Origin of the sequence: Legionella birminghamensis (genome assembly GCF_900452515.1) — a bacterium.
GTDB lineage: Bacteria > Pseudomonadota > Gammaproteobacteria > Legionellales > Legionellaceae > Legionella_C > Legionella_C birminghamensis.
Genome location: NZ_UGNW01000001.1, coordinates 879185 through 905695, shown reverse-complemented (window position 1 = coordinate 905695; position 26511 = coordinate 879185). Strand labels below are relative to the sequence as shown.

Here is a 26511-nt window from a genome sequence, read left to right as displayed (position 1 = left end):
TTTACAGCAGTAAAGTCGCGTCACCATAACTGTAGAAGCGATAGCGCTTTGCAATGGCTTCTTCATACAAGGCCATTGTCTGTTCTCTGCCAAGGAATGCCGATACCAGCATTAGCAAGGTGGATTCTGGCAAATGAAAGTTGGTGATTAGACCATCGCAGACTTTAAACTCGTAACCTGGATAAATAAAAATATCCGTTTCTCCCTGACAAGCTTTTAAAGACCCCTTACTGGCAGCACTTTCCAGAGTACGCATTGCCGTAGTGCCGACAGCAATCACCCGTCCACCCCGGCGGCGGGTTTCACTCACTGCCTCGCATACGGCTTCACTTAGTTCAAACTGTTCACTGTGCATTTTGTGATCACGGATATCATCACATCGAACCGGCCGGAAAGTGCCTGCGCCCACATGCAAGGTAACATGAGCAAGGCGAATGCCTTTTTCAAGCAGCTGGCTGATAACAAAATCATCAAAATGCAAACCCGCGGTAGGCGCAGCCACCGAACCTTCATGCTGCGCATAAACGGTTTGATAGCGCTCTTCATCTGCCTTCTCATCTTCACGCTCGATATAAAGCGGAAGGGGAATATGGCCTATGTCCTGTAAAAGCCTGTCGAGTTCCCCCAGAGAACGGCAAAGATACAGATCATCCTGCTTTTCCAGGACTTCTACTTGCCAATTTTTTTCAAGCTGAATCAGGGATCCATTTTTGGGTGTTTTGCTCGCTTTAATGTGGGCGATAAACTGATTATTCCCAATCCTGCGCTCCACTAGAAACTCCACTTTTCCTCCAGTGGATTTTGTGCCGAAAAACCGGGCGGGGATTACTTTCGTATTGTTTAGAACTAACAGGTCATTTGGCTCAAGCAATTCGGAAAGATTTTTAAACTGTAAATGCTGATAGGCTTCCTGTTTTCGACTGTAGAACAGTAAGCGTGAATCACTACGATTGGGCAAAGGATATTGAGCAATTAACTCTTCCGGTAATTCAAAATAAAAATCCTGTTTTTTCATTATACAACCTGAGAACTATATTGCCTGCATTATATACTGAACAGGAAAGGATTTGTAGCCTGGATCCTGTGATATACAAGCTGGGCTTTACAGCTCAGCCTGCATGCAAATTGCGGATTATGTTTTAAATTCACTTGTGTTAATATCTTACAAATTTTTTCTGTTTTATAAAACCATGCTAAATTTGCGCCAGATTTCCTTATCTCGTGGCAACAAAGTCCTTATCGAAGATAGCTCGATAAGCTTATTCGAAAAACAAAAAGTGGGACTCATTGGTCATAATGGCTGTGGCAAATCAAGTCTTTTTTCTTTGATTTTAGGCCAGTTGCAGCCCGATCACGGCGACTGCCTGATTAGCAATAATCTTCGAATCAGCCATCTTTCCCAACAGCTGCCGGATACTGATGAACCTTCCTTGCAATTCGTGCTAGGCGGAGATCTGGATTATATCAATCTCCTGAACAGATTAAGGCAGGCGGAAGAAAGTGCAGCCCATGAAGAAGTTTTAATCTGTCATGAGTTACTCACCCAGACAGGAGGCTATAGCAAGCCCGCGCAGGCAGCAAGCATAATGGATGGTCTAGGGTTCAGTGCAGATGAGCAGCAAAAACCGGTCAACAGTTTCTCCGGCGGTTGGCGCATGCGCTTAAGCCTGGCACGTTGTCTGATGAAGCCTGCTGATTTGTTACTGCTTGACGAACCCACTAACCACCTGGATATGGAAGCTATTTTCTGGCTGGAGCGCTGGTTGAAACAAACACCCAGCAGCATTTTGCTGATTTCCCATGATCGTGAATTCCTCGATGCCCTGAGTACCCATATCCTTCATATTGAACAACGCAAAATGACCCTTTATACGGGCAACTATAGCAGCTTTGAAAAGACAAGGGCCCTGCAACTTAGCCTTCAACAGCAAATGTATGAAAAGCAGCAACAGAAAATAAGTCATATGATGGCTTTCGTGAATCGCTTCAAAGCTAAGGCGACTAAGGCAAAGCAGGCACAAAGCAGGCTTAATGCCATCGCCAAAATGGACGTCATTGCACAAGCACAAGCTGACTCCCCCTTTTCATTCAGCTTCCTGCAAAGCCCGCGTGCAGGGAACCCCTTAATTCGTTGCGAGCAGGTGACTGCAGGATATGACAGCAATCAGCCTATCCTGAAAAAGTTCAATATGACCCTAAATCCCGGCGATCGCATTGCCCTGATCGGCCCTAATGGGCAGGGCAAATCCACTCTCATTAAAACACTAACTGGAACGATTGCTCCCTTGAGCGGACAGATTAACCGCTCAGCGCATCTTAAAATCGGCTATTATGCGCAACATCAGCTTGAGGATCTTGATATCAGGCTTTCCCCTCTTGAAACCATTCAACTGCTTTCCCCAGAGGTACGTGAGCAAGCTATCCGCGATTATTTAGGAGGCTTCAATTTCATTGGCGACATGGCCACTAACCCTATCACTCATTTCTCTGGCGGTGAAAAAGCAAGGCTCGCTTTAGCTAAACTTGTTTGGCAGAAACCTAATTTACTCTTATTGGATGAGCCCACCAACCATCTTGATTTGGGCATGAGGACAGCCATCGAAATTGCTTTACAAAGTTATGAGGGAGCCTTAATTCTTATATCGCATGACAGACATTTGCTGAAAACAACAGTGAATGATTTCTATCTGGTTTACCAGCAGAAATTAAATGTATTCCAGGGCGATTTAGAGGATTACCATAATTGGCTGCTTTCTCCTGAACCTTTAAAATCGAATGCTTCCGACAGCTCAGGCAACAGCCAATACCGTGAGCGTAAAACCCTGCAAAATCGATTGAAAAAACTGGAGCTAACTATCAATGACTATCATCTGCAGATAAAAAAGCTGGAACAGGATTTAGGAAACTCAGCGCTCTATGAAGCAGATCAGCAGGAAAAATTACAGCAACTCCTGAAAAAGCAGGAAACAGCCTCCAGAGAACTGGAAAAGGCAGAGGAAGAATGGCTTCAGGTATCAGAACTCCTTGAGCAGTGTTAGCGAAACCCTGTATTTATTTGCCCTAACAACGGGACTGAAGTGGAGAGAATATGAAAGAGAAAGTCCATTTACCCAATCAGGCGAACTTACTGGCAATTATTTCTTCCGACACAAAATTAAAAAACGCTATCCTGTCAATTCAAGGCTCTGATTCAACTTTGAGTTTTGCAGAATTTGAAAAAGTAAGACTTCGGTTATTCGAGGAAATTGGTGGAATTACTTCCCCAGTAGCCTGTGAATTGACCCAGTATCTGGAAAATATCACCGCATTGCAGGATGAGCTTTTTGAGAATAAGGGTGCCGCACCTAAAGCGTTTCCTGCCAAATCATCAAGCCCCGGCTTCTTTGGCAAGAAAAGCCACTCGGATCGCTCAATGCCGCCTCCTATTTCCGCTTCAATAAAGAAAAAAGATCATTATGGCCTCAAGCGTTTGACTTCCCGGCAGAAAACACCCGCTGAGGTTGAGCCACCCCAGGATGACCTGGCGAAACTGTTTAGAATTATCCGTGAAAAGCTGCTCCCCCTTTTGATTTCCCCCTGCCATCTCGCGCTTATCCAGGAAGAAGGAATAAAAGCGCAGATGAAGACCAGCGAAGCAAAAGTACGAACGCCTCTTTATCCCTTGATAATGATGTCAAACATATTGCAACATCTGGTTTCATCTCTCAATAACCACTGCTCCAATCTGCCTGCAGTCTCACCGCGTTCGAACCCCAATGCCCGAAAATCCAAGGAAGAGCTCCTCGTACTCCTTATCGCCTTGCTTAAACGGCTGTCCAGTTTCTACAATGAAGCCCATCCATTGGATTTTCCCGCCACACTCACCGGTATCGATATTTCAGCACGCTCTATCCCTCAGGACACAGCCTATCAGTTATTAGGTGTTGAAGCGGATGGAAACGGACGGCCATGGATTTTCAAAACAGCAACTCATTGGGTTATCCAGATTGGGTCAAATTACTACAAAACAGATCGCTACCTTCCTCCCCTGCAATTTGGTAAGGAATGTTTTATACAAAGAATCTTCCATTGCATATTTCCAAACGAGGCGCCTTCTTTTCTCACGCCATCCACACTCCTGCGGCTTGAAAATGTGTTTATAAAAAAGAATCCTAAAGGGGCATCAGAAATGCTTTCGCCCCGCTTCATTCAAGCCAGTACAGCCGTAGAAGGCATTTCATTAACTAATTGGTTAATAATAAAGGAAATAACGGATAGCATACGCGCCAGACAAGGCGTTGATATCCTGAAAGAAGCGATATATGACTGGATCACCTTGAGTTATGTAAAAGAAGTTAACTTATCAAAGCTTTTTGAGAGACTAATTGATAATCAGCGTAACATGCTTCCCAGGGAAAGAATCTCCCAATTTGAGATATTGGCAGGAAGAGACAAGATTGAATTGTTATCAGACTATCTCCAATCGAATGAATTTCCCGATGCAGTGAAAAATCTACCCGAGCGACTTAAAAAAGAAGAGAATGAAGAGACAATCATTCAGGCTTTTTCATTTATTCTGAGATGGCCGATACTTGCTGCCGGTCGCAATATCAATGACATAATTAAATGGGTAGCGCTTCTTAGCCGCTTACCAGAACTATTTTTGAACCTCAGCGAACAGCGGCTCAGACAACTAAAAAATAATCCGCTCGGATTGAAAAACAAAATAACTGTTATCGAAACGCAGTTGTTTAATTTGTGGAAATTACTTGATCTACCCAATGCCCTGGCTCTTGCAGCCGGAAGTCTGATTCTAGGCACTGAAGACGGTAAACCGGATAATTATCAAGTTTCTCTGAAAAAAGATGAGCAGGGGAAGCTGATTGGCTGGTCTATTGTATTTATTGATATTGGCGGCCAAATGCTTGAGCGAGGAGTTGTCACTGAAATAGCAAATGCCTCGGGGAATCTTAAAAATGCCATTAAACATCGTGCGGGAATTAAATCAATTCTCTTCATGCTTCCCCCCATACGCTCAGCCTTATGCGGTCAGATGAAATTTACAGCGACTGCTGAATGCTTATTTCTGAATGCGATGCTTGCCGCAAAAACAGCCAATGAAGCCTATACTCGCTTTTTCAATAGTCAGCTTTATACCGAGGGAAAAGCTTTCATTTCTGACCAGGAAATTCCATTTCGTTTCACAGCAGATGATTTGCCTTGCATTTATGAAGGATTAAAAACCCTGATTAACTTTGCCAGGCATTGTCCCAATGACAGTTTTGAGAAACTCTTTTATGCCCATAATCCCTTGTTGGCTCGCTACTATAGTCTCAATTATAATTCTCTGGCCCCTCTGCAATCCTACAGGCAAATGTATTCGATGACATTGGAAGACATTATTCCAATGGAGGAGACAGTAACCGAATCGGGTTTTGATTTTAGCAATGGGTATGAGGCAGATGGAGGAAGTTCTGGTCTTGTCAGAAAACGTAAGAACTCCACTTCTGCACCGCGCGGCCCTATCAAGCAATCGAGTGGTTCAAAACTGGAAAATATAAATAGCAGCCATAGCTCGCCTAATCTTTTACAGCAAGTCAGCGGAAATGGCAGCCCCAGAACATTAGGACAGCTAATGGCTTTGAGCCAGGGATCACGCCTCGATGAGCCCCAGGTACAAATGTTCTGTTTCGAACAGGCATTTAAAGCCTTACTCAAGCTATTTCCCTGGCGAGAAGCCATTCAGGATAAAGAAATATTGACACAATGGACGGGATTAATTACAAAAATTATTCCCGGCCCTTTCAATTGGGATGCGCTTACCGGGGATCCTGCCATTGCAAAAATGGTCAAGGATTTATTACCAGACCAGGAAGTTAGTACAAGCAGCACTTTGTCGATTTAGCAAGCCAAGTCAGTTAATTATTCTTTATCAAGGAAAGAAATTGTTTGGCAGCTTCCTGCTCTGCTTTACGGCGGCTATTGCCATAACCCTCTGTAATGGGTTTGAACCCTTTGACTGCACAGCTCACATAAAAGACCTGCTCATGCTCTTCTCCTTCAACACGAAGCAAGCTGTATTCAGGCAGTGATTGTCTACTGGCCTGCAGGAATTCCTGTAACTGGGTTTTAGCATCTTTAAGATTATCCTGTAACTCCCTTGAATCTAGCCGGCTGGCATAAAGCCTAAGAATTAACTGCTTGCTGGCTTCTATCCCTCCATCCAGATAGACCGCAGCAATAATTGCCTCCACGGCGTCTGCCAGAATCGATGCTCTTCGAAAGCCGCCGCTTTTTAACTCTCCTTGCCCCAGGATTAAAAAATCCCCCAACTGGAGTTCGAGCGCAACTTCTGCAAGCATGTCGCCTTTTACCAGAAAAGCACGCAGCCGGCTCAGCTGCCCCTCGCTTTGCTGTGGAAATTTTTCAAAAAGCGCATTCGCGATTACAAAACTAAGAATTGAATCGCCAAGAAACTCCAGGCGTTCATTGTTATGCTCATTACTCACGCTGCAATGAGTTAATGCCTGTTTAAGCAAAGCCGGGTTCTGAAATGGGTAGCCCAGCCGCCTGCACAGTCGATCTAAATCAATACGAACCAACTTTTACCTCTTCTGACTCATCAAAATCAAACATTAAACTTACATTGGCAAGCAGCGGTTTGGTTACCGAATAATGAACTTTGACCAAATATTTACCATCATTCGGTGTGACTGTTATCTGCTCCGGTTTTATAGAAACTATACTTTCCAAATCGAGCTGATTAATAAGCTTGCCTTTTAACATACTGGCATTTGCCATGGAATCCGAACTGAACTGAGATGAATCGATATTATTCAAAGCAGCCAGCGAGCGTTTTACTTCATAATTTTCGATATATACTGGCACTACCCGCATCGCCAGAATACCTAGAAACACAATGATAATAACGGTTAATAATAAACCAATCAGTGTCATTCCCTTTTGCTTGTCCATATTCATCCTTAATATGCCCTGTATTTTTTAATTTACGAATCTTCCAATTTTAGACCAGCGTAAACTGTCTGTTTTACCGTTCCAGCTCATCCAGACCAGAAATGCTTTGCCGCGCAGATATTCGTCGGAAACAAATCCCCAGAAGCGGCTGTCGGCGCTGTCATCCCGGTTATCGCCCATCATAAAATATTGGCCGGCGGGGACTGTTACTTCAAAATCTGTGGCTGCGACATCAGGACGAATAAAAATATTGTGAACGACACCGTTTAAATTTTCGCTGTATTTGGCCACTGCTTTTCCTGAACTCTCATCAGTTGTATATTCGACAAATGACTGTTTCGCTTCCTTACCATTAATCGTTAACACCTTATTGTGGTAGCTGATCTTATCACCCGGAACCCCTATCACCCGTTTGATATAGTCATAGCCAGGGTTAGGAGGCCAGCGAAAAACAGCTATTTCACCGGTTTTGGGATTTGCAATGGGTACAACCTTCTTCTCCCAGACTGGCATGCGCAGCCCATAGGCAAATTTGTTAACAGCCAGGAAATCGCCTACCAGCAGGGTAGGTTCTAATGATCCCGAAGGAATGCGAAATGGTTCTACAAGGAAGGAGCGAAGCAAAAGGACAATGAAAAACACAGGAAAAAAAGAGCGCGAGTATTCAATGATCTTGTTAGGCTTCTCCTCTGCAGTACGTTTTTTCTGCCAAAACAAAATGTCCAACAGATAAATCAGGCCGCTAATGAGGGAAAGTACAACCAGCAACAATGCAAAATTCATTTTTTCTGTTCCTGCAAGTTAAGCACATGAGACTATTATTAAACGATTATTTTTTCCTGTCCGTCTGAAAAACCGCCATAAATGCTTCCTGGGGAATTTCAACATGGCCAACCTGCTTCATTCGCTTTTTACCCGCTTTTTGCTTTTCCAGCAGTTTGCGTTTACGGCTGACATCCCCGCCATAGCATTTGGCAGTTACATTTTTGCGCAAGGCTTTAACCGTTTGCCGGGCAATAATGTGATTGCCCAGAGCAGCCTGGATAGCCACATCGAACATTTGTCTTGGGATTAATTCGCGCATTTTTTCAGCAAGGGCTTTTCCACGGCTATAAGCAGCGCTGCGATGCACAATAACGGCCAGCGCATCAACCCGCTCGCCATTAATCATCACATCCATCTTAACCAAATCAGCAGGTTCAAATTTCAAGAAGTTATAATCCAGCGAGGCATAACCCCGGCTGACAGACTTCAACCGGTCGAAAAAGTCGGATACCACTTCACTCATCGGCAAATCATATGTCACCGAAACCTGACGTCCGCTGTACATCATATTGACTTGTGCACCGCGGCGCTCAACGCAAAGCGTTATAACCTGGCCAAGATAATCCTGGGGAACCAATATATTTGCACGGACGATGGGCTCATACATCTGTTTGATTTGCGGCGGGGCAGGCAACTGAGAAGGGTTATCAATCATGACTGTTTCCCCTTTTGTGGTTTCCACCTGATAAACTACGGTGGGCGCCGTGGAAATCAAATCAAGATTGTACTCTCGCTCCAGCCGCTCCTGGATAATTTCCATATGGAGCATGCCCAAAAAGCCGCAACGGAACCCAAATCCCAACGCCTCGGAAGACTCTGGCTCATAAAACAGGGAGGCATCGTTAAGACTGAGTTTGGCAAGCGCTTCACGAAATGCTTCAAAGTCATCTGCACTTATTGGGAATAAACCTGCATAAACCTGGGGTTTGACACGCTGGAAGCCAGGCAAAGGCTCCAATGCCGCATTTTTTTCCAGAGTGAGGGTATCGCCTACCGGCGCACCCTGAATGTCTTTAATTCCAGCTACTACATACCCTACTTCACCAGCCTGCAACACTTCAACTTTAGTACGTTTTGGTGTAAAAATGCCAACCTGATCCACTTCGTGGCTGCGTCCGGTTGACATGACCTTCAACTTATCGCCTTTACGCAAACTGCCGTTAACAATCCGCACCAGAGACACTACACCGAGATAACTGTCGAACCAGGAATCAATAATCAGGGCCTGAAGCGGTGCATCAATTTCGCCGGTGGGGGGCGGAATATGGTTTACCAATGCCTCCAGCACCTCTTCTACACCCAAGCCACTTTTGGCGCTGGCACGAATCGCATGATGCGCTTCCAAACCGATAATATCTTCAATCTCGGCAATGACCCGCTCTGGCTCTGCCTGCGGCAAATCGATTTTATTCAATACGGGTAAAACCTCGAGTGCCTGATCAATGGCGGTATAGCAAACCGCTACCGTCTGCGCTTCAACACCCTGGGCTGCATCGACCACCAGAATAGCGCCTTCACAGGCAGCCAGCGAGCGGGATACTTCATAACTGAAATCGACATGGCCAGGGGTGTCAATGAAATTGAGAAGATAGGTTTTACCATCGCGTGCCTTGTAATTTAAAGAGACGCTTTGCGCCTTGATGGTAATACCGCGCTCACGCTCAATATCCATGGAATCAAGTACTTGTGCAGCCATTTCACGATCACTAAGACCGCCGCAAAGTTGAATGAACCGATCGGCCAATGTAGATTTACCATGATCGATGTGGGCAATAATTGAGAAATTACGAATTAGGGATAGGTCGCTCAACTCTAAAAACCTGTTGCTAAAAGCGCTTATTCTAGCTTATTAATTATCTGGCAGAAAGCTTTTAATAGAAGAAATGCAAAAAGCCATCCAGGCTGAGCCGCTCTGTAATTCCTGCAGGTCATGATGATTCCTCTTCACAATAGCTTCTTACTTGACTACAATGAGTCATTTGTTCAACCGACAGGATACTCCAATGCGACGACTCATTGCGATTGGCTTTGCTTTTTTCAGTATCATTTACTCTTCCCTTTCATTCTCTGATGCGAGTTTCACTCAAAGAAAAGACGTTCAAGCCTTTGTGGAGATGATGGTAAAAAAACATAATTTCGACCGGATTGAACTACTGGCAGTGATGAGCGATGTCAAACTCCAACCCCAGATCATTGAGTCCATGGAAAAACCCTATGAGAAAAAAAACTGGGATGTTTACAAACAACTGTTTTTAACTCCACAGCGTGTTGAAGGCGGCATCGATTTCTGGCGCAAGAATCAGGAAGCGCTCAGTAAAGCCGAGCAAAAATACCATGTACCAGCCAACATCATCGTTGCGATTATTGGCATTGAGACACTCTACGGAAAAAACCAGGGCAATTACCGCGTTCTGGATGCACTCTCCACACTGGCCTTTAATTATCCCAAGCGCTCTGAATTCTTTAGTAAAGAACTTGGAGAATACCTCCTGCTCTGCCGTGAACACCATGTCTCTCCAACGCAGTACATGGGCTCCTATGCGGGCGCAATGGGCAAACCGCAATTTATGCCAAGCAGCTACCGTTATTATGCAGCTGATTTCACAGGCAATCCTAAAAAAGACCTGATGAATGATGATGATGCGGTAATTGCCAGCGTTGCCAATTATTTCAATAAACACGGCTGGAATTTAAACCAGGGAATTGCGCAGCCCGCTCAAATTTCTGGAACTGGGTACAAGCGAATTAATACCAGCTATAAAACTGCTGCTTATTCGATTAGTCAATTACGTGCAGCAGGAATCAAACCTGTCACTGCATCATTCAATGTGCCTAAAAAAGCAGGGCTTATTGAATTGACGACTGATACAGGGCCGGAATACTGGTTAGCCTACCCCAATTTTTATGTGATAACCCGCTATAACAGCAGCCCGCAATATGCGCTTGCTGTTTATTTGTTAGCGCAGCAGTTAAAAAACCAGTGGGCTCAGGCAACTGCTTCCAAACAATATGCCTATGCATAAAACTTAATCTGGCAGAGGGATTTCCATTTGGCAACCTGTTTCGTTTTTGTCAAGTCTTTAACTGAGGACAGCTTTTTATCAGTAAGCCTGGATCAGAACCAACAGGTTGTTCAGCCTTTAGTAAGGCGCAAGGCTGAGGATATCATTCAGTTTCAGGCAAATCAGCGCACCTATATCATTGCATCGGGCGATAACTTTGCCTTTCACCGTCTTGAGTTACCGTGGTTAGGAGAGAAAAAAGCCCGGACTGCCATTCCTTATGCGCTTGAAGATAAATTTGCTGAAAACGTTGATGAACTTCATTTTGCCTTTGACCGTCAGCATTATCAACAGGGTTATTATCTTATCGCCGCCTGCAAAAAAGCTTACCTGCAACAACTGGTACAATTAGTACATGACAATGGAATACATGTAGATTTTCTTACTATTGATTGGTTTGCCCTGGAAAATAAAGAAATTTGCGTTGCTGAAGACCGTTTGCTTATTCGTGATGAAACGTTCTGCGGCGTGTTGAACTCACCACTTGCCGAGCTATTTCTGAAGAAAACCACCCCCGAGCATCGGCTGTATGTTTTTAAAGAAAGCATGCCCCTTCCAAGCCCGCTAATGGCGCAGATAATTCAGGAAGATAATTTATATATCTGGATAGCCAAACGTCTTTTGACCCATCACCCGATGAATCTGGCACAGGGGGAGTTTCTGGCTGACGATCAGACCAGGGGCAAAAAGCGCTGGATTGCTGCAGCGGCTGCAATGGCATCACTGTGGCTTTTTACTAATCTTTCTCTCAAGATCTGGGATAACTTCCATCTAAATCAGCAAATCGAAGAAGCAGATAAGCAAATTGCAGTCATTTACAGACAATTTTTTCCTCAGGCACAGAAAGTAATCAGTCCCAGGTTTCGAATTGAACAATTCTTAAAAACCAAAGGGAATGATACAGACAATCCTTTTTGGGTTTTACTCAATCAGCTATCCAGAACAATTGAAAATAGCGATATCAGCATTGAACAAATACGCTATCAAAGCCGTATTTTACAGGTAACCATTATCAGCAAGGATTTTGCAAGCGTTGAGGCTTTTGAAAATCAGCTGCAAAAGCTGAATATCAAGGTGAAACAGACACAGGCATCAACCAGAGATAAACAGGTCGCCAGTACCCTGGAGCTCAGCTTATGATGAATTATTGGCAGAATCTAAGTGAGCGGGATCGTTTGACATTAAGTATAGGCATTGTTTTTACGATCGCCTACTTATTTTATTTATTAGTCTACTCGCCGCTAAGTTCCGCGGTGAATAATAAAACCACTCAGTTAAAAGACAAGGAAGCAACCCTTGCCTGGATGAAGCAAATTAATAAACGCCCCCAAAATACCAAAGAACCTGAGGTGATAAACAATGGACGTTTGCTATCGATTATTTCAACTCAATTGAATAACACCCGGTTTAAATCATTTACTTATCAACTACAGCAAACTGGGCCGGGAGATATCCAGATTAATTATGAGAAAGTACCCTACAGTCAGTTTTTGCAATGGTTATGGCAGTTGAATAGCGATTACGCAATTCTTTTAAAACAGCTTTCCATAGATAAGACAGATACCCCCGGCGTGGTTAAATTGACGATCACCCTGTCGGCAAAATAATTAGCTCCTTAATCAAACAAGGCTATTCCGAGCTGCCCTGCACGCTTCCCCAATTCTTGATGCCGGCGCCCTGCTTGATATCATCTGGTAGGGCATTCAATGCCTTTTCTGCCTCCTCCTGGGTACCATAGCTGCCATACACCCCTTTGTAGTAAGCTTTGCCATCGCGATAATACTTAATCTCTGCAGTCCGATCAGTCTTGGGTGCTTTATACAATTTTCCCGCAACCTGAGAGGCCTTTTCGCCGTCGGCAATTTCAATGGTATACCCTTGGGGATTTTGGTTATGAACCCAGTTCCTGTCCTGATCTTTGTGGGAAACAGGACGGTTATTGCCTCCAGTATAATAGGAATCAGGAACGGTGGCCTGGCTCGGTGGATAACCGCCCTGGCTGTTGTCGTAATTACCATAGTTCCCGTAATTCCCATATCCAATGGCTCCAATGCCATGGCCATAATATTCCATATTCTGGTAACCATAAGTTTCATAGGTTGAATAACTGGTGCTCGGGCTTGTTGCACAGGAAGACAATTGAGTCACGGTAATGGCCACTGCAATCAATTTAAGTGTATTCATATCAGCTCCTTTTTTATTATTATTTGGAGTTTCATACTCTTGTTAGCTGCATTTTGAAAAAAAACTTTAGTTATTTCTGCTACCATGATGAAATAAATGGCGACTGCCCTTCCAGAATATAAAGAGGTGTTGTATACATGTGGACTCATAGACGCTCTGGCTTAAATCATCAACGCGGCACTCAGGATCACCGCAGCCCTTATGAAAGGGATCAGACTCGGGTTATCCATTGCCCTGCGTTCAGGCGTTTGCAGCGAAAGACCCAAATTCTTGGCACAGATGAGGGTGATTTTCACCGCACGCGTCTAACCCACTCACTTGAAGTAGCCTCAATAGGCCGAAGCATTGCCAGGAATCTAATCATTAATCACGATGAGAGTATTCTTCCTGGCTTATTACCAAGCGAAGATTTGATCAGCAGTATCTGCTTGTTACATGACATTGGCCATCCTCCCTTTGGTCATGGCGGTGAAGTGGCTCTGAACTACATGATGCGCGAACACGGCGGTTTCGAAGGCAATGGGCAAACACTTCGTCTGCTCACCAAGCTGGAAAATAGTTACGGCGCTTATGGGCTTGATTTAACGCGCCGCACGCTTTTAGGTATTCTGAAATATCCAGTACCCAGAAGCCAGGTTATCTCCACGGCCAAACCTGAAATTACCAACACCCTGCATAAAACGATACGTATTAATGACTGGTTGCCGCCAAAAGCCTATTTTGATTGCGAGCAGGCTGAAATCAACTGGCTATTATCGCCTTTTAGCAAAGAAGACCAAATACTGTTTCAATCGCTTTGCAAATCTCCGAGTGCAAATGAGCATGGTAAATCCGCTTTTCACGGCTTCGATTGCTCCATTATGGATGTCGCTGATGATATCGGCTATGGTGTACATGATCTGGAGGATGCCATCCATTTGCGGCTGATTAACCGCGAAAAAATTGATCATCCTGACTTTCATGCCCTGCTTGACGCTACCCCGCTTGGCAAACAACGCACTGCACTCCTGGAGCGTTTATTCTCCACCCAGCTCTGGGAACGCAAACAAGCCATTGGCGAAATGGTAAACTATCTGATCACCGCTACCCAAATTGAGATGACTGATGGCAGGTTTGAGAATCCACTTTTGAAATACAATATCAACCTGCTGCCAGAAGCAGGCCGTTTGCTGGAATATCTGAAAAATTGCGTTTATCAGCATGTGATTGACTCCCAGGAAGCGAGAACCTTTGAATATGGTGGGCAAACTGTCGTGTTACGCCTCTTTGAAGCCATCAGCTCCAATCCTGGCAGTTTACTCGATACCAAAAATCGTCAGTTATTCAATGAGGCCTCTGATGAAAATGAGGCAATGCGGGTTGTCTGTGACTATATTGCCAATATGACTGACGAATATGCTTATCGCATGCACGAACGTTTATTTGGTTTTAATACCCGCACAATTTTTGAGAGATTGTAGGAATTGCAGCTTCAACCATCCGAATCCCGCAGCTGCGACCATACCGAATCCCCGCGACTGCGACTATCCGAATCCCCGCGACTGCGACTATCCGAATCCCCGCGGCTGCGACTATCCGAATCCCCGCGGCTGCGACTATCCGAATCCCCGCGGCTGCGACTATCCGAATCCCCGCGGCTGCGACCTTTCAATTAGCCTTAAGTTTTTCTTGACTTGAGACGATTGTTTGTGTAGAAGCCCCCTCGCCCTCGCAAGGAATTTGAGCAGAATGATTATGTTTTTCGCGGGAGAGGATTGGGGAGAGGGTAAAAACCGGTTTCAGCTAGAATAAATCCACATACCTCGACGAGAAGTTCAAATAGAAATAGGACATATTCAAAGCCTTTCTATACATTCATTCGCGTTGTTCCCTCTCCCGCGATTGGCCAACTGGATTTTAATCACTTTTCTTGCGCGGGCGAGGGGGAAGCACTTATAAGTTTAAATGTCAAGAAAAACTTAAGGCTAATTGAAAGGCTGCGACCGCGGGGCCCATGCTGGGCACAAACAAGAGCTCAGAAAACTACAATCCTGCGAGAGTAAATATCGAATGAACTGCTTAGTATATTGGGGCTCTGAATTAGACTCATTGGGCCCCGCGGTCGCAGCCGCGGGGATTCGAAATGCGAAGGGTCGCACGGGGATTCGAAGTGCCCCGGGGATTCGAATTGGAAGAGAGCACGGGGATACGAATGGCGTACACCGCGAGATTCGTGAAGGAAGACGTAACTCGAATTATTTAATTAAACCTTAAGAAATTTATCATATATCCTTAATAATTAGGGCTTACAATAAAATTAAGAATCAAACTAATTTCGAGATGGTTATGCCAAAAAAAGTAGCGCTGGTAGATATTGACGGTTGTCTTGTTCAAGATGGCAAGCTCAATCTGGCACTGGTGGAAAAATTAAAGCAATATGATGAAGTTATACTGTTTACTCAACGCAGCAAATTCATCCAGAAAAAAAATGCCAATAACTGGCTCATGCTTGATTTGCATAAAGGAAACAATATATTAATCACTCCTGATGCAGCTGACCAACTTAGTGCATTACTGGGCAAAAATGTTAAAGTGTCTACCTCTGTTGACCGTTTCTTTGGAAAGCCCTTAGCCTATTATGAATCCGAATTAAAGCCTTTCGAACAAAATCTAAAAGCAGCTTTGAGGGGAGAGGTTGATGAAATTGATTTCTCGCCTATTCAGGCAGAAGTAGACAAGGAGTCACCAGTACTGAGAGAGTTATTGCGTCAAGGCGATGATGTCAGTGCCGGAAGTTTTTATCCTAAAGACAAAGTAGATCAATATGTCACCTTAACTGGCGCGCTTCCTGCACTTCTGGATACTGATGAAGAAATTGTAATCGATTTTTTTGATGATCACCCTGAAAACCTGCAGGAAATTATAGATCACAAACACCTGCCCATTAAACCGAACTGTTTTATTGTTGCCAAACAACATATCTCCACTCTATCAAGCTTTAATCAGCATAAATCAAGTGCTCCAAATGATACGGAAGCAGTGGCCCGGGGAGCAGTCACGGATACAATTGCTAGTCTTCGCAACTATAAAAAAGACCGTTACGACGAATGGCAGCAAACCGGTTCCGAGTATAAGTCCAATTGGGCAGCGATTTTCAAACATCAGGTAGGCAGCGCCAGAAACAAAATCAGCGCAGTTGACAAAGCCATTCAGATCCTCAGCGGTGTAGAGGAAGTAAAGGTTTCTGCTGCTGAATTAAAAGCGCTAAAAGATGGACGTGTAAAAGAGTTGCTTGGCAACAGCATTGACAGGATTGAAGAGTATATGAATGAGCAGCATTCTCACTCTAAAGGTTTAACCTAATAATTTCCCGTCCAACTCTTAGTCCAGCTTGTAGCGGGTTATTGATGGTTAAAGCGCATTTTTCTGATGCTCCGAGGCTCCCAGAAAACTTTAATTATCAATAACTCGTGGAGTAAGAGTTGGTTTTTTAACCATTTTTTTAATTCGGACTATACTTTCTATAAACTCATTAAGGGATTTATCGAATAGGTCTTCCACTCGATGGATCTCGTAATAAAAAGGATAATAACGTGTTAAATCATTGGAAAGATGAATTAAATCAGCAAGTTATTAAACAATTTGGACATAAGAAAGGCCAACTGATTTCAGAAAAATATTCCAATGCCTTTCCACTCACCTATTCGGCACAAAATAAGATTACGGTGGCATTGCAAGACATTCATTACATTGAAAAACTATCGGAGGATCGCCGCCTACAGATCAATCTTTATGAAGAAATAGATGATGTCTATCCTTTGCGTTTAAAACTTTACCAATACCAGACCTTCATTCCACTATCTGACATCCTTCCCATGTTAGAAAATATGGGCTTGCATACAATGCGGGAAAAGCCTTACCAATTGATGTTGGATGGCCGGTATCCTGTTTTTATCAATGATTTTATTATCACTTATACCAACCCGCAATCGCTGGACATCCATGAAGTTGAAGCTAATTTTGAAGAGGCTTTTATCAAAATCAGCAATGGCGAATGTGAAAATGACGGGTTTAATAAACTGGTTCTTACCGCAGGCCTTAATTGGCGTGAAATTACTATCATCCGCAGCTATGCCAAGTATATGCAGCAAATTGGAATTCGATTCAGCCCTGTTTATATCGAAAAGACAGTAGAAAATAACGCTCACCTGGCCAGAGATCTGGTCAATCTTTTTAAATTAAAATTTTCTCTCAAGCAAAATGCTTCAATCAAAAAACAGCTTAAAGAGCTCAAAGAGAAAATTATGAACGAACTTGAGGCCATAACCAGCCTGGATGAAGACAGGATTATGCGTTTGTATTGGGAATTGATTAAAGCCAGTCTGCGCACCAATTACTTTCAGACAACCAAAGACGGAAAACCCAAAGAATACCTGTCTATCAAGTTACACTCTGCAGAAATTACTGATTTACCCTCCCCTAAACCCCTTTATGAGATTTTTGTCTATTCCCCGCGTTTTGAAGGGATCCATTTACGCAGTGCAAAAGTTGCCCGGGGAGGCTTGCGCTGGTCTGACCGCCGCGAAGATTTCCGCACTGAAATACTGGGGCTGATGAAGGCTCAGGTCGTTAAAAACTCTGTCATCATCCCTTCCGGAGCCAAAGGCGGTTTTGTTCTCAAAATGATGCCTCCGGGTGTTATCCGTGAAACCTTGCAAAAAGAAGTGATATTTTGCTATCAATCTTTCATCCGCGGCCTCCTGGATTTAACGGACAATCTAGTCAATAATCAATGCGTTTCCCCAGCGAATACAACTTGCTATGACGAGAATGATCCCTATCTGGTTGTCGCAGCGGACAAAGGAACTGCCAGTTTTTCTGACATAGCCAATGCCATTTCAGCCGAATATGGGTTCTGGCTGGGTGATGCCTTTGCCTCTGGCGGTTCTTCCGGGTATGACCATAAAAAAATAGGGATAACAGCCCGCGGCGCCTGGGAATCCATTAAGCGCCATTTCCGAGAACTGGATTTGAATATTGAAACCCAGGATTTTACTGTTGTGGGCATTGGTGATATGAGCGGCGATGTGTTTGGAAATGGCATGCTCTATACCCCCCATATTCGCCTTATTGCTGCCTTTGATCACCGCCATATCTTCCTCGACCCTAATCCTGATCCCGTACTCTCTTATGAAGAGCGCCTGCGCTTATTCAATTTACCCCTCTCCAGTTGGGAAGATTATAACCACCAGCTCATATCCCCTGGAGGGGGGGTATTTAAGCGATCTGTCAAGTCAATCATACTAAGTCCCGAGATAAAGCAGGCTTTGGGCACACAGAAAAATGCCCTGACTCCCAATGAACTGATTCAAACCATTCTGCGAGCGCCCGTTGACTTACTATTTAACGGTGGTATTGGTACTTATGTAAAATCCAGTCAGGAATCTCAAGCCGATGTGGGGGACAAGGCTAATGAATTCTGCCGCGTTAATGGCAATGAATTACGCTGTAAAGTGGTGGGAGAAGGCGGCAATCTGGGATGCACTCAGCTGGGCCGTATCGAATATGCGCTTCAAGGGGGCTTGATTAATACAGATTTCATTGATAATGCCGCCGGCGTCAATTGCTCTGACCATGAAGTAAATATCAAAATTTTATTGGATAAAGAAATCGAAAAAGGCAATTTGAACGAGAAAAAGCGTAATCAACTCCTGGTAAAAATGACGGATGAAGTAGCCGATCTGGTTTTAAAAGATAACTACAGCCAGGCTTTGATTATGAGTATTTCTTCTCTAAGCGCTCAACGCTACAGTACTCTTTACCAGTCCTATATCAGAGAACTGGAAAATTCAGGCTTATTAAACAGAACGAATGAATACTTGCCGGATGATAAGAAAATACTGGAACGAAAAACAGCCAACCAGTGTCTGACAAGACCCGAGCTCGCCGTACTCCTTGCTTACTCAAAGATCCATTTGACCCAGGAACTGCTTAAATCAGATATATCAGACGATCCTTATTTCATCACATGCCTGGAATCAGCCTTCCCTGCCCGGCTTGCCAAGCTTTATCCGCAATCCATGTGCGATCATCGCTTACGTCGAGAAATTATAGCGACTCAGCTCAGTAACCAGATTGTCAATGTGGCCGGAATGACATTTGTCTATCGCATGAGCGTCGAAACTGGTGCTTCCATTCCGGATGTGGCTCGAGCTTACTCCATTTCTGCCAATATATATGACACAGATAATCTGCAATATCTGATCGATTCTCTGAACTTTAAAATTCCCTTGCAGACCCAGTATGATTTAATGCATCACATCAGGCAGTTATTAAATCTATCTACAAGATGGTTTTTGAGAAATAACCGCCTCAAAGGCGATATCAATCAGATTGTCACCCACTATGGAAATTGCGTTAAAAAACTTGAGACTTTAATTCCTAACCTGATAGTAGGCGTCACCAAGGACTACATGCAAAAAATCGTCAGCCAGTTTGTTGAGGCAGGGCTCGCCGCCGACATCGCCCAGAAAATTGCTATTGCCAGACCGCTTTATACTGCATTAAATGTCATCGAGGTGGCCACCCAGAATAAAATGAATCTCACCAGAACCGCCGAAGTGTACTTCCAGGTAGGCGGCCGCTTCAATTTGGTCTGGTTCAGGGATCAAATTGCCAATGATGGACGTGAGGGACACTGGAATAATATGGCCAGATTGTCTTTACGTGATGAGTTAGACTCGCTGCAACGCAATTTATCAATTGCTATCCTGAAAAGTGATGCCAGAGAGAATAATGCTGACAAATTGATTAGTAACTGGATGGAAGCCAATACACATATTCACAAACGCTGGGAAACATTGCTTGAAATGCTATATGGCAGCAGCAGCCTGGACTACACGATGTTTTTTATTGCTTTAAGAGAATTATCTGACTTGTTACAAGCTGAAGCACACCATTAAGGTGTGGCGTCCCCAGGGGGATTCGAACCCCCGTTACCGCCGTGAAAGGGCGATGTCCTAGGCCTCTAGACGATGGGGACCTGGAACTTTAAAACAAATTGTACATCTAAGAAGCCATCTTCTATGAAGAGGATGGCGTCCCCAGGGGGATTCGAACCCCCGTTACCGCCGTGAAAGGGCGATGTCCTGGGCCTCTAGACGATGGGGACCCTGTTCTTTTACCCATCTCTCGGGGGAGAGATGGTGGAGCTAGGCGGGATCGAACCGCCGACCTCTTGCATGCCATGCAAGCGCTCTCCCAGCTGAGCTATAGCCCCGAAAGAGATTGGCAGTTTAATAATCTCGCCCATAACTGTCAAGCAATTTTTTAAAATTAAATGCAAATCAGTCACTTTCAAATGGCATTGCAGCAATTAACCGCTACTGAACAACCTATTGCATAGCCGTAGCAGCATTCATCCAAATTAAATAGATGCGAAGAACGTCCAATGTGAATTTTTATAGCAGAACAATAAGAGGCAATAGTAGAAAAGGGGGAATATGTAGAGCATTCTCAAGGTGTTTTATGAAAAACACCTTGAGCCTGGAAAATTATTCAGAAACTGATTCAGCGCGTTTCTTTGCTGCTTTTTTGTGTTGCTTCCAGTCACGATCTTTCGCGAAGACAAAGCTGGCAGCTTCTTCAATAAAAAAACCAACATCATCAATATCAGCCCATGCACAATATTCCATGATTTTTTCATAGGTCTCACTGTTGATGTCTGCTTTAATTTTTTCTTTTTTCTGGAAACGTGTTCCATTGATAATAGGCATTTCAATCCCCAAGTGTTAATAAGACTGAAGAAGCTTAACAAATAAACTTAAAATTGCAAACCCTATCGGTGAATTTTTAGCCTGTTTTCTTGGGGAAAACTATAATTTTGACTAAGACGCCAAATTAAAAACAGCTCTAAGTATCAGATAGTTAGAGCTGGAGAGGATGAAAAGAGGTGATTTTAGACGACGCTAAAGGGCTGCTTTAATTCGGGAAAGAAACTTCGCCACATTTTATCGCAAAACCGCGATATATTCTGGTGTTTTTTTGCCATATTTTTCAAAGGGTCATCATAGGGCGCCCAAACGATATTTGCTAAAAAAGCAAAGGCACTTGCATCAATAGTAGATACTTCATCCCCCATAAAATAGGGTTTATCCCCAAGAAACTGAGCTATGGCATCGATAGTTGTCCGAGCCATCTGCATGGCTTCTTCCCTGCTATGTCTTCCTGTGCCCTGCATATAAAGTGTTTTTATCGTTTTTTTGCGGATTAGATTAGGTAAAAAAAGATTGAGTATTCCAGGCAATCCGGCGAAAAAACTGGGTTTGACATGTTTCCAGCCATTATCATCCTGCCAGCGAAAATAGACTATTAGCCAATAAAGCCTTTCCGAAAACACATTATCAAGAAGCACGGCCAGGGCTTTATCCCCATCATCCAGATGTTTATCCAGAAGATCGCCATATTTCTGCTTTAAGCCCGTTATAATAAACTCACTGTCAGCAATAATCGCATTTTCACACTTAATGAAGGGTAACTTCGCTTTCGGCGCTTTGCGCGGATCCCTGACAAAGCGGCTTTCATACGGCAGCTCCGTCATTCGCAGATAGGTTTCAACTTTAAGGCAGAAAGGACTAACGTTAGGCAAGCCCCACATTTCAGGAAATTGATAAAGGGTAATCATATTGATGTCTTTTTTAATTTAAATGATTGAATGGTACTGAAAAATCAATGAAATGAAAACCTTGTTTAAACAACAACGAAAGGCTACACTCGCAAAAAAACAATTGACTAATCCCTATGAGCCTCTGCCCCTGCGGATCCAGACTTGACTATTCAGGCTGCTGCGGTCTTTACATCGAGGAAGCGAACAGGCCTGAAACGCCTGAAGCCCTGATGCGTTCGCGATATACTGCTTATACCAAAGCCAACATCGCCTATATCCTCAAAACTATGAGAGGCAAACCCCTGATCGACTTTAATGAATCAGAGGCCAGGCAATGGGCGGAACAGGTCGGCTGGCTTGATTTAAAGATTCTGGAATCTCAGTATTCTCCCGAGCAGCCCTCTAAAGGTTTCGTGGAGTTTATTGCAAGATACCATATTTCCGGCCAGATCAAATCCATCCACGAGCGCAGCGAATTCCTGCTGGACGATGGCCAATGGTATTATATTGACAGCCATCCCCCACTAGGCAAACCTGCCAAAACGCCGCGAATTGCACAAAATGCCCCCTGCTTTTGCGGCAGCTCCAAAAAATACAAAAACTGCCATGGAAAAAAATAATTTTTTCTCTTGCTTCTCCAAAATCTTTTTGCTTTAATCCGCAGACACTGCAAATGAGTAATGGAAACCCTCTCAGCGCAGAAAGTCGTTAACCGATAATGGAATGGATAAGGAAAATGTCCGAGGATCTCGCGGTCTATCTTTCAAAGCAATTACTTTGGCAAGCACTCTGCATATGTTCCCCCGTAGCAGTAGTTGCTGTGATCTGCGGTCTGGTTATTTCTATCCTACAGGCTGTTACCCAGATCCAGGACTCAACCCTAAGCACCGTATCCAAAATTCTGGCGGTAGCCCTTATGCTAATGTTCTGCGGCCACTGGATGCTTGGCTCGATAGCCAGCTTTGCTGAGCAGGTAATTACCAGTATCCCGGAGCGGTTGAAATGATCGGATTATCAATTCATTCACTCTCACTATTTTTTCTCATTTCTATCCGTCTGGGGGCTATCATCCTCTTTTCGCCCCTTGAAGTGATTAGACGCCTGCCCGTCCAAATCCGATTACTACTGCTTTTCTTAAGCAGCTTTTTGATTATTTTGAACATTGATGCCCCCTTTCAAGCAGAGTCACTAGCAGCTGCTTTCGCTGCCGAATTAATTAATAGCCAATTATTTTATTTATCGCTTTCTGCCTGCATTGGCTGTTTTCAAATTGCCGGTCATTTAATTGATATCCAGAATGGCTTAAACGGGGTATCCGTTTTTAAACCCGATGCAGGATTCGACTCCCTATCCGCCCATCTGCTTGGCATGATGGCTGCCCTGTTTTTCTTTGCCTCCCAGGGACATCACAAATTTATCAGGCTGATACTGGTTTCTTTTGCAGAATCCCCGCCTGGCAAGCTAATTGGGCAATTTGACTTGCTGCATTTTATCAAACAGTTTGCAATGATCTGGTCACTCGGCCTGTTAATAGCCTCGCCTGTCGTGTTTTGCTTGTGGCTGGTTGAAGTTTGCAGCGGTGTTTTGAGTAGAAATATGCCGCAAGTCAGTCCTTTTTTTCTGATTTTGCCCGTAAAAATCCTGCTGGGTTTCTTAGTTTTCTATTTGCTGCTTGACAATATTAACCCTTTACTTCAAAAAACGTTTGAACTGGGTTTTCAATGCTGGCGGGGGTACTTGCATGACTGAGAAAACAGAAAATGCAACAGCCTACAAGTTAAAAAAAGCAAAAGAAAAAGGCCAGGTTAGTAAAAGTGCCGACTTAATCAACACCAGCCAACTCTTAATTTGCCTGTTACTTTTATGCATAACCGGAGCCAGCACCTGGCAGCAGATTATACAGCTATGCAGCCAGCAGTTTCTGTTAGCAGGCCATCTGGTTTTTTCTGTCTCGAAAATAAGCTCTCTTATGCGCCTCTTGATCACCGGCTTGTTAACTCTCTGGATGCCCTTCGCATTGATCCTGATTGCCACAGCAATGATCACCAGCATCCTGCAGACAGGATTTGTCTGGTCTGCAGCACCGCTTACGCCCAAATTCGAACGGCTTAATCCTGTATCCGGCTTTAAGAAATTATTTTCCAGCAAGCTATTATTTGATTTACTGAAAAATTTATTAAAAATCACCCTGGTCAGCGTCCTTGGTTTCTATAGTTTGCAATATATGCAGGCTTCGCTTGTCGAATTGTCAGGGCTTATGCCCAGGCAGCTGCCTTTGGCCATGTTCCATTTGCTGCTCAAACTGCTAGGGCCTATCCTGACTGGCCTTTTTATTATTAGCCTTGTCGATAAATTATATACCCGTAAAAAGTTTGCCAAGGAACAACGGATGAGCAAGCAGGAAGTCAAGGAAGAATACCGTCAACGTGAAGGCGACCCGAAAATCAAAAGCAGGATCAGGCAATTGCAATTTGAACTAAGAAAACGAAGCGCGTCTTTTGAACAGGTCAAGAACGCTGATGTGGTGATCACCAATCCAACCCATTATGCAATTGCTTTAAAATATGACCGAATGACAATGCCAGCACCGAAACTGGTTTGCAAAGGCCAGGATGAGCAAGCGCGAATGATTAGAAAATTGGCGCTTCGCCATCAGGTTCCGCTGATTGAAAATAAAGCATTTGCCCGTCATTTGTATGCTTCAGTAGACTTGAATCAATGGATTCGCCGCGAGCACTTCCCTATTGCAGCGGCAATCTATCGACAACTAGGGCAAGTGAATAATTAAAAATAATTATCGACCTCGACATTAATGGAATAAAGGTATGGAAAACAAAAATAATAAGGTTTCTGCCGTGGGCAGCGAGCTAGGTACAATCCTTTTTGTCACGGGGATTTTACTTATCTTATTTATCCCTATCCCGGCCAGCCTGCTTGATTTTCTTCTGATTATTAACTTTAGCTGGGCTTTGGTGGTTCTCCTGCTCTGCTTTTATACAGATAAGCCCCTAAGCTTCTCCACTTTCCCCGCCCTGCTCCTGGTTTCAACACTGTTTCGACTGGCTTTGAATATCTCGGCAACCAGGCTTATTCTCTCTGAAGGTGACGCAGGGCGGGTTATTGGCGCGGTGGGTCAATATGTCATTCACGGTAATTATGTAATGGGCCTGGTGGTCTTCTTAATCCTGATTATTGTCCAGTTCATTGTTGTAACCAATGGCGCCCAACGGGTAGCAGAAGTAGCTGCACGCTTTACCCTGGACAGTATGCCTGGCAAGCAGATGAGCATCGATGCTGACTTGAATATGGGATTAATTTCCCAGGAAACTGCCCGGTTCAGACGCGCGCAGATTGAAAAAGAAGCCAATTTTTACGGTGCAATGGATGGTGCCAGCAAATTTGTTAAAGGCGATGCAATTGCAGGAATCCTTATTGTATTAGTTGACATTATCGGCGGCCTGGCTATTGGGTTAGTCCAAAAGGGTTTGAGCTTCACAGAGGCAGTTCACAACTATTCATTACTGACTGTTGGCGATGGGTTGGTTACCCAAATTCCAGCACTCATCATTTCAACTGCAACGGGTATTATTGTAACACGCGCGGCGACCGATACCCATTTAGGCAGCGAAATTGTCCGCCAAATCAGTACCTATCCAAAAAGTCTAATAATCGTCAGCTGCAGTCTTGCTTTATTGTTATTTATGAAAGGGATACCGGGAATGCCGGTTTTAATGGTATTGGCATTTTTTGTAACAGCCGCCTGGTTCGCCCTGAAGCGTCAGCAGCATGACCCTTCGGAAGCACTGGCTGAAGAAAGCCTTTACCAGAAAATACAGGTTCATCCCATTGAAATCCAACTCAGCGCCAGGCTCTTTGAGGAACTATTACCGCAACAGGGCAATCTTCTATCGCTCATCCAACAGTTACGCGAGCGCATCGCTTTTGATCTTGGCCTGGTCATCCCAGAAGTAAAGCTGAAGACAGAGGCAAAATTAAACTATCCTTTTTATCGCATCAATATACAAGGGATTCACTATGATACGCATCCGCTATATTTGAACAAGTGCCTGGCAATAACAACTCAGCCGCAGAAAAACAGAGAAAACCCATTAAAAGGAATTGAGGTAATTGATCCCAGCTATGGATTACCCGCCCAATGGATTGAGATCAAGGAAAAGGAGCAGGCCGAAAATCAGGGAGCCACAGTATGTGAGCCTTTGACCGTACTTGCCACCCATTTGCATGAAATCATTCAATCTGCCTTGGCTGAGTTATTAACCCGCAACGAAGTCGATGCATTACTGGAGCAGGCTGAGGTCAGTAAATTACGTGAGGAGTTAATTCCAGCCCTGCTCCAAATGGGTCAGGTACAAAAGATTCTGCAAAATCTTTTGTCCGAAAAAGTATCTATACGCCATTTACCCCTTATTCTTGAGGTATTGCTGGAACATGGCAAAGCCACTCAGGACGTCAACCATCTTACTGAGTTGGTACGCATTCGCCTTTCCTCTCAGATCTGCCAGAAACTTGTGAATCATCAGGCGCCTTTGCCTGTTTTAACCCTGGCTCCAGCTATGGAGCAGTCACTTGCTAAAAATCTGACAAACAACCATCTCCATCTTGATCCCTCGCAGACTGAAAAATTAATCAAATCGCTATCTCTGGAGGTTGAAAAAATGCTGACAGAACGTAAAAAACCGGTATTGCTCTGCTCACCCATGCTTCGCAGGCAATTAAAACTATTCACCCAACGAATTATTCCGCACTTAACAATTCTCTCTTTAAGTGAAATCCCCATTCACATTCAGGTTGAATCGTTTGGCGTTATTCAATAGGAGTTTT

At 44.0% G+C, this 26511-nt stretch carries 21 protein-coding genes and 3 tRNA genes; 13 read left to right on the top strand and 11 right to left on the bottom strand.

Features of this window, described 5'->3' with window-relative positions; all coding sequences use genetic code 11:
* Nucleotide 1: 1 nt before the first annotated feature.
* Complete coding sequence (gene queA, locus DYH42_RS03890; RefSeq protein WP_058524850.1) at nucleotides 2–1015, bottom strand: tRNA preQ1(34) S-adenosylmethionine ribosyltransferase-isomerase QueA; 1014 nt, start codon at nucleotides 1013–1015, stop codon at nucleotides 2–4.
* Nucleotides 1016–1190: 175 nt separating this feature from the next.
* Here queA and DYH42_RS03885 point away from each other — a divergent pair, with 175 nt between their 5' ends.
* Both DYH42_RS03885 and DYH42_RS03880 read left to right on the top strand, forming a co-directional pair.
* Nucleotides 1191–3038, top strand: coding sequence for an ABC-F family ATP-binding cassette domain-containing protein (locus DYH42_RS03885; RefSeq protein WP_058524982.1), 1848 nt, complete (start codon nucleotides 1191–1193; stop codon nucleotides 3036–3038).
* A gap of 50 nt (nucleotides 3039–3088) precedes the next feature.
* The gene (locus DYH42_RS03880; protein ID WP_058524851.1) at nucleotides 3089–5884 is read left to right on the top strand and encodes a hypothetical protein; all 2796 of its coding nucleotides are present in this window, start codon (nucleotides 3089–3091) and stop codon (nucleotides 5882–5884) included.
* A gap of 13 nt (nucleotides 5885–5897) precedes the next feature.
* Here the strand turns inward: DYH42_RS03880 and rnc are convergent, their stop codons facing one another.
* The 4 genes from rnc to lepA are packed head-to-tail and all read right to left on the bottom strand — an operon-like array spanning nucleotide 5898 to nucleotide 9619.
* On the bottom strand, nucleotides 5898–6581 hold the full coding sequence (gene rnc, locus DYH42_RS03875) for a ribonuclease III (protein WP_058524852.1): 684 nt from the start codon (nucleotides 6579–6581) through the stop codon (nucleotides 5898–5900).
* A complete protein-coding gene (locus DYH42_RS03870) occupies nucleotides 6568–6954 on the bottom strand; it encodes a DUF4845 domain-containing protein (protein ID WP_058524853.1) in 387 nt (128 codons plus the stop codon). The genes rnc and DYH42_RS03870 overlap by 14 nt, the downstream gene beginning before the upstream one ends.
* A gap of 27 nt (nucleotides 6955–6981) precedes the next feature.
* Nucleotides 6982–7737, bottom strand: coding sequence for a signal peptidase I (lepB, locus tag DYH42_RS03865; RefSeq protein ID WP_058524854.1), 756 nt, complete (start codon nucleotides 7735–7737; stop codon nucleotides 6982–6984).
* A 46-nt stretch (nucleotides 7738–7783) separates the two neighbouring features.
* Nucleotides 7784–9619, bottom strand: coding sequence for a translation elongation factor 4 (gene lepA / locus DYH42_RS03860; protein WP_237759067.1), 1836 nt, complete (start codon nucleotides 9617–9619; stop codon nucleotides 7784–7786).
* Between the two features lie 163 nt (nucleotides 9620–9782).
* On the opposite strand from lepA, the gene mltB reads away from it, so the two are divergent.
* The 3 genes from mltB to gspM are packed head-to-tail and all read left to right on the top strand — an operon-like array spanning nucleotide 9783 to nucleotide 12448.
* Nucleotides 9783–10802, top strand: coding sequence for a lytic murein transglycosylase B (mltB, locus tag DYH42_RS03855; protein WP_058524856.1), 1020 nt, complete (start codon nucleotides 9783–9785; stop codon nucleotides 10800–10802).
* 27 nt (nucleotides 10803–10829) lie between these two features.
* Complete coding sequence (gene gspL, locus DYH42_RS03850; protein WP_058524857.1) at nucleotides 10830–11981, top strand: type II secretion system protein GspL; 1152 nt, start codon at nucleotides 10830–10832, stop codon at nucleotides 11979–11981.
* Entirely contained in the window at nucleotides 11978–12448 is a 471-nt protein-coding gene (gspM, locus tag DYH42_RS03845) for a type II secretion system protein GspM (protein WP_058524858.1), read from the top strand. The genes gspL and gspM overlap by 4 nt, the downstream gene beginning before the upstream one ends.
* Before the next feature lie 22 nt (nucleotides 12449–12470).
* Here gspM and DYH42_RS03840 read toward each other — a convergent pair whose 3' ends face one another.
* Complete coding sequence (locus DYH42_RS03840; RefSeq protein ID WP_058524859.1) at nucleotides 12471–13025, bottom strand: SPOR domain-containing protein; 555 nt, start codon at nucleotides 13023–13025, stop codon at nucleotides 12471–12473.
* Nucleotides 13026–13162: 137 nt separating this feature from the next.
* Between DYH42_RS03840 and DYH42_RS03835 the strand changes: the two genes are divergently transcribed.
* The 3 genes from DYH42_RS03835 (at nucleotide 13163) to DYH42_RS03825 (ending at nucleotide 19966) form a co-directional block, all read left to right on the top strand.
* Complete coding sequence (locus DYH42_RS03835) at nucleotides 13163–14485, top strand: anti-phage deoxyguanosine triphosphatase (protein WP_058524860.1); 1323 nt, start codon at nucleotides 13163–13165, stop codon at nucleotides 14483–14485.
* An 865-nt stretch (nucleotides 14486–15350) separates the two neighbouring features.
* Nucleotides 15351–16367, top strand: a complete 1017-nt coding sequence (locus DYH42_RS03830; protein WP_131793027.1) for a hypothetical protein — start codon at nucleotides 15351–15353, stop codon at nucleotides 16365–16367.
* Nucleotides 16368–16597: 230 nt separating this feature from the next.
* Nucleotides 16598–19966, top strand: a complete 3369-nt coding sequence (locus DYH42_RS03825) for an NAD-glutamate dehydrogenase (RefSeq protein ID WP_058524863.1) — start codon at nucleotides 16598–16600, stop codon at nucleotides 19964–19966.
* 4 nt (nucleotides 19967–19970) lie between these two features.
* Here the strand turns inward: DYH42_RS03825 and DYH42_RS03820 are convergent.
* From DYH42_RS03820 to DYH42_RS03800, 5 genes are all read right to left on the bottom strand, one after another.
* A tRNA-Glu gene (locus DYH42_RS03820) sits at nucleotides 19971–20046 on the bottom strand.
* A 53-nt stretch (nucleotides 20047–20099) separates the two neighbouring features.
* A tRNA-Glu gene (locus DYH42_RS03815) sits at nucleotides 20100–20175 on the bottom strand.
* 32 nt (nucleotides 20176–20207) lie between these two features.
* A tRNA-Ala gene (locus DYH42_RS03810) sits at nucleotides 20208–20283 on the bottom strand.
* A 274-nt stretch (nucleotides 20284–20557) separates the two neighbouring features.
* Nucleotides 20558–20779, bottom strand: coding sequence for a hypothetical protein (locus tag DYH42_RS03805; RefSeq protein ID WP_058524864.1), 222 nt, complete (start codon nucleotides 20777–20779; stop codon nucleotides 20558–20560).
* 182 nt (nucleotides 20780–20961) lie between these two features.
* Nucleotides 20962–21687: a glutathione S-transferase family protein gene (locus DYH42_RS03800; RefSeq protein ID WP_058524865.1), complete on the bottom strand. Its 726-nt coding sequence runs from the start codon at nucleotides 21685–21687 to the stop codon at nucleotides 20962–20964.
* Between the two features lie 116 nt (nucleotides 21688–21803).
* Between DYH42_RS03800 and DYH42_RS03795 the strand changes: the two genes are divergently transcribed.
* From DYH42_RS03795 to DYH42_RS03775, 5 genes are all read left to right on the top strand, one after another.
* Nucleotides 21804–22289: a YchJ family protein gene (locus tag DYH42_RS03795; protein ID WP_058524866.1), complete on the top strand. Its 486-nt coding sequence runs from the start codon at nucleotides 21804–21806 to the stop codon at nucleotides 22287–22289.
* A gap of 116 nt (nucleotides 22290–22405) precedes the next feature.
* Nucleotides 22406–22675, top strand: coding sequence for a flagellar biosynthetic protein FliQ (locus DYH42_RS03790; protein WP_058524867.1), 270 nt, complete (start codon nucleotides 22406–22408; stop codon nucleotides 22673–22675).
* Entirely contained in the window at nucleotides 22672–23418 is a 747-nt protein-coding gene (locus DYH42_RS03785; RefSeq protein ID WP_058524868.1) for a flagellar biosynthetic protein FliR, read from the top strand. Before DYH42_RS03790 ends, DYH42_RS03785 begins: the two co-directional genes overlap by 4 nt.
* Nucleotides 23411–24457 (top strand): EscU/YscU/HrcU family type III secretion system export apparatus switch protein, encoded by a 1047-nt coding sequence (locus tag DYH42_RS03780; RefSeq protein ID WP_058524869.1) that lies wholly within the window; start codon nucleotides 23411–23413, stop codon nucleotides 24455–24457. The genes DYH42_RS03785 and DYH42_RS03780 overlap by 8 nt, the downstream gene beginning before the upstream one ends.
* A gap of 37 nt (nucleotides 24458–24494) precedes the next feature.
* Entirely contained in the window at nucleotides 24495–26504 is a 2010-nt protein-coding gene (locus DYH42_RS03775; RefSeq protein ID WP_058524870.1) for a flagellar biosynthesis protein FlhA, read from the top strand.
* Nucleotides 26505–26511: the final 7 nt, after the last annotated feature.

Coding starts and splice junctions, on each gene's coding strand:
- mltB (WP_058524856.1), top strand. CDS start 9,783: ATGCGACGACTCATTGCGATTGGCTTTGCTTTTTTCAGTATCATTTAC.
- DYH42_RS03795 (WP_058524866.1), top strand. CDS start 21,804: ATGAGCCTCTGCCCCTGCGGATCCAGACTTGACTATTCAGGCTGCTGC.
- lepB (WP_058524854.1), bottom strand. CDS start 7,737: ATGAATTTTGCATTGTTGCTGGTTGTACTTTCCCTCATTAGCGGCCTG.
- DYH42_RS03880 (WP_058524851.1), top strand. CDS start 3,089: ATGAAAGAGAAAGTCCATTTACCCAATCAGGCGAACTTACTGGCAATT.
- DYH42_RS03830 (WP_131793027.1), top strand. CDS start 15,351: ATGCCAAAAAAAGTAGCGCTGGTAGATATTGACGGTTGTCTTGTTCAA.
- DYH42_RS03775 (WP_058524870.1), top strand. CDS start 24,495: ATGGAAAACAAAAATAATAAGGTTTCTGCCGTGGGCAGCGAGCTAGGT.
- DYH42_RS03840 (WP_058524859.1), bottom strand. CDS start 13,025: ATGAATACACTTAAATTGATTGCAGTGGCCATTACCGTGACTCAATTG.
- DYH42_RS03835 (WP_058524860.1), top strand. CDS start 13,163: ATGTGGACTCATAGACGCTCTGGCTTAAATCATCAACGCGGCACTCAG.
- DYH42_RS03785 (WP_058524868.1), top strand. CDS start 22,672: ATGATCGGATTATCAATTCATTCACTCTCACTATTTTTTCTCATTTCT.
- gspM (WP_058524858.1), top strand. CDS start 11,978: ATGATGAATTATTGGCAGAATCTAAGTGAGCGGGATCGTTTGACATTA.
- DYH42_RS03870 (WP_058524853.1), bottom strand. CDS start 6,954: ATGGACAAGCAAAAGGGAATGACACTGATTGGTTTATTATTAACCGTT.
- DYH42_RS03805 (WP_058524864.1), bottom strand. CDS start 20,779: ATGCCTATTATCAATGGAACACGTTTCCAGAAAAAAGAAAAAATTAAA.
- DYH42_RS03790 (WP_058524867.1), top strand. CDS start 22,406: ATGTCCGAGGATCTCGCGGTCTATCTTTCAAAGCAATTACTTTGGCAA.
- queA (WP_058524850.1), bottom strand. CDS start 1,015: ATGAAAAAACAGGATTTTTATTTTGAATTACCGGAAGAGTTAATTGCT.
- DYH42_RS03780 (WP_058524869.1), top strand. CDS start 23,411: ATGACTGAGAAAACAGAAAATGCAACAGCCTACAAGTTAAAAAAAGCA.
- DYH42_RS03800 (WP_058524865.1), bottom strand. CDS start 21,687: ATGATTACCCTTTATCAATTTCCTGAAATGTGGGGCTTGCCTAACGTT.
- DYH42_RS03885 (WP_058524982.1), top strand. CDS start 1,191: ATGCTAAATTTGCGCCAGATTTCCTTATCTCGTGGCAACAAAGTCCTT.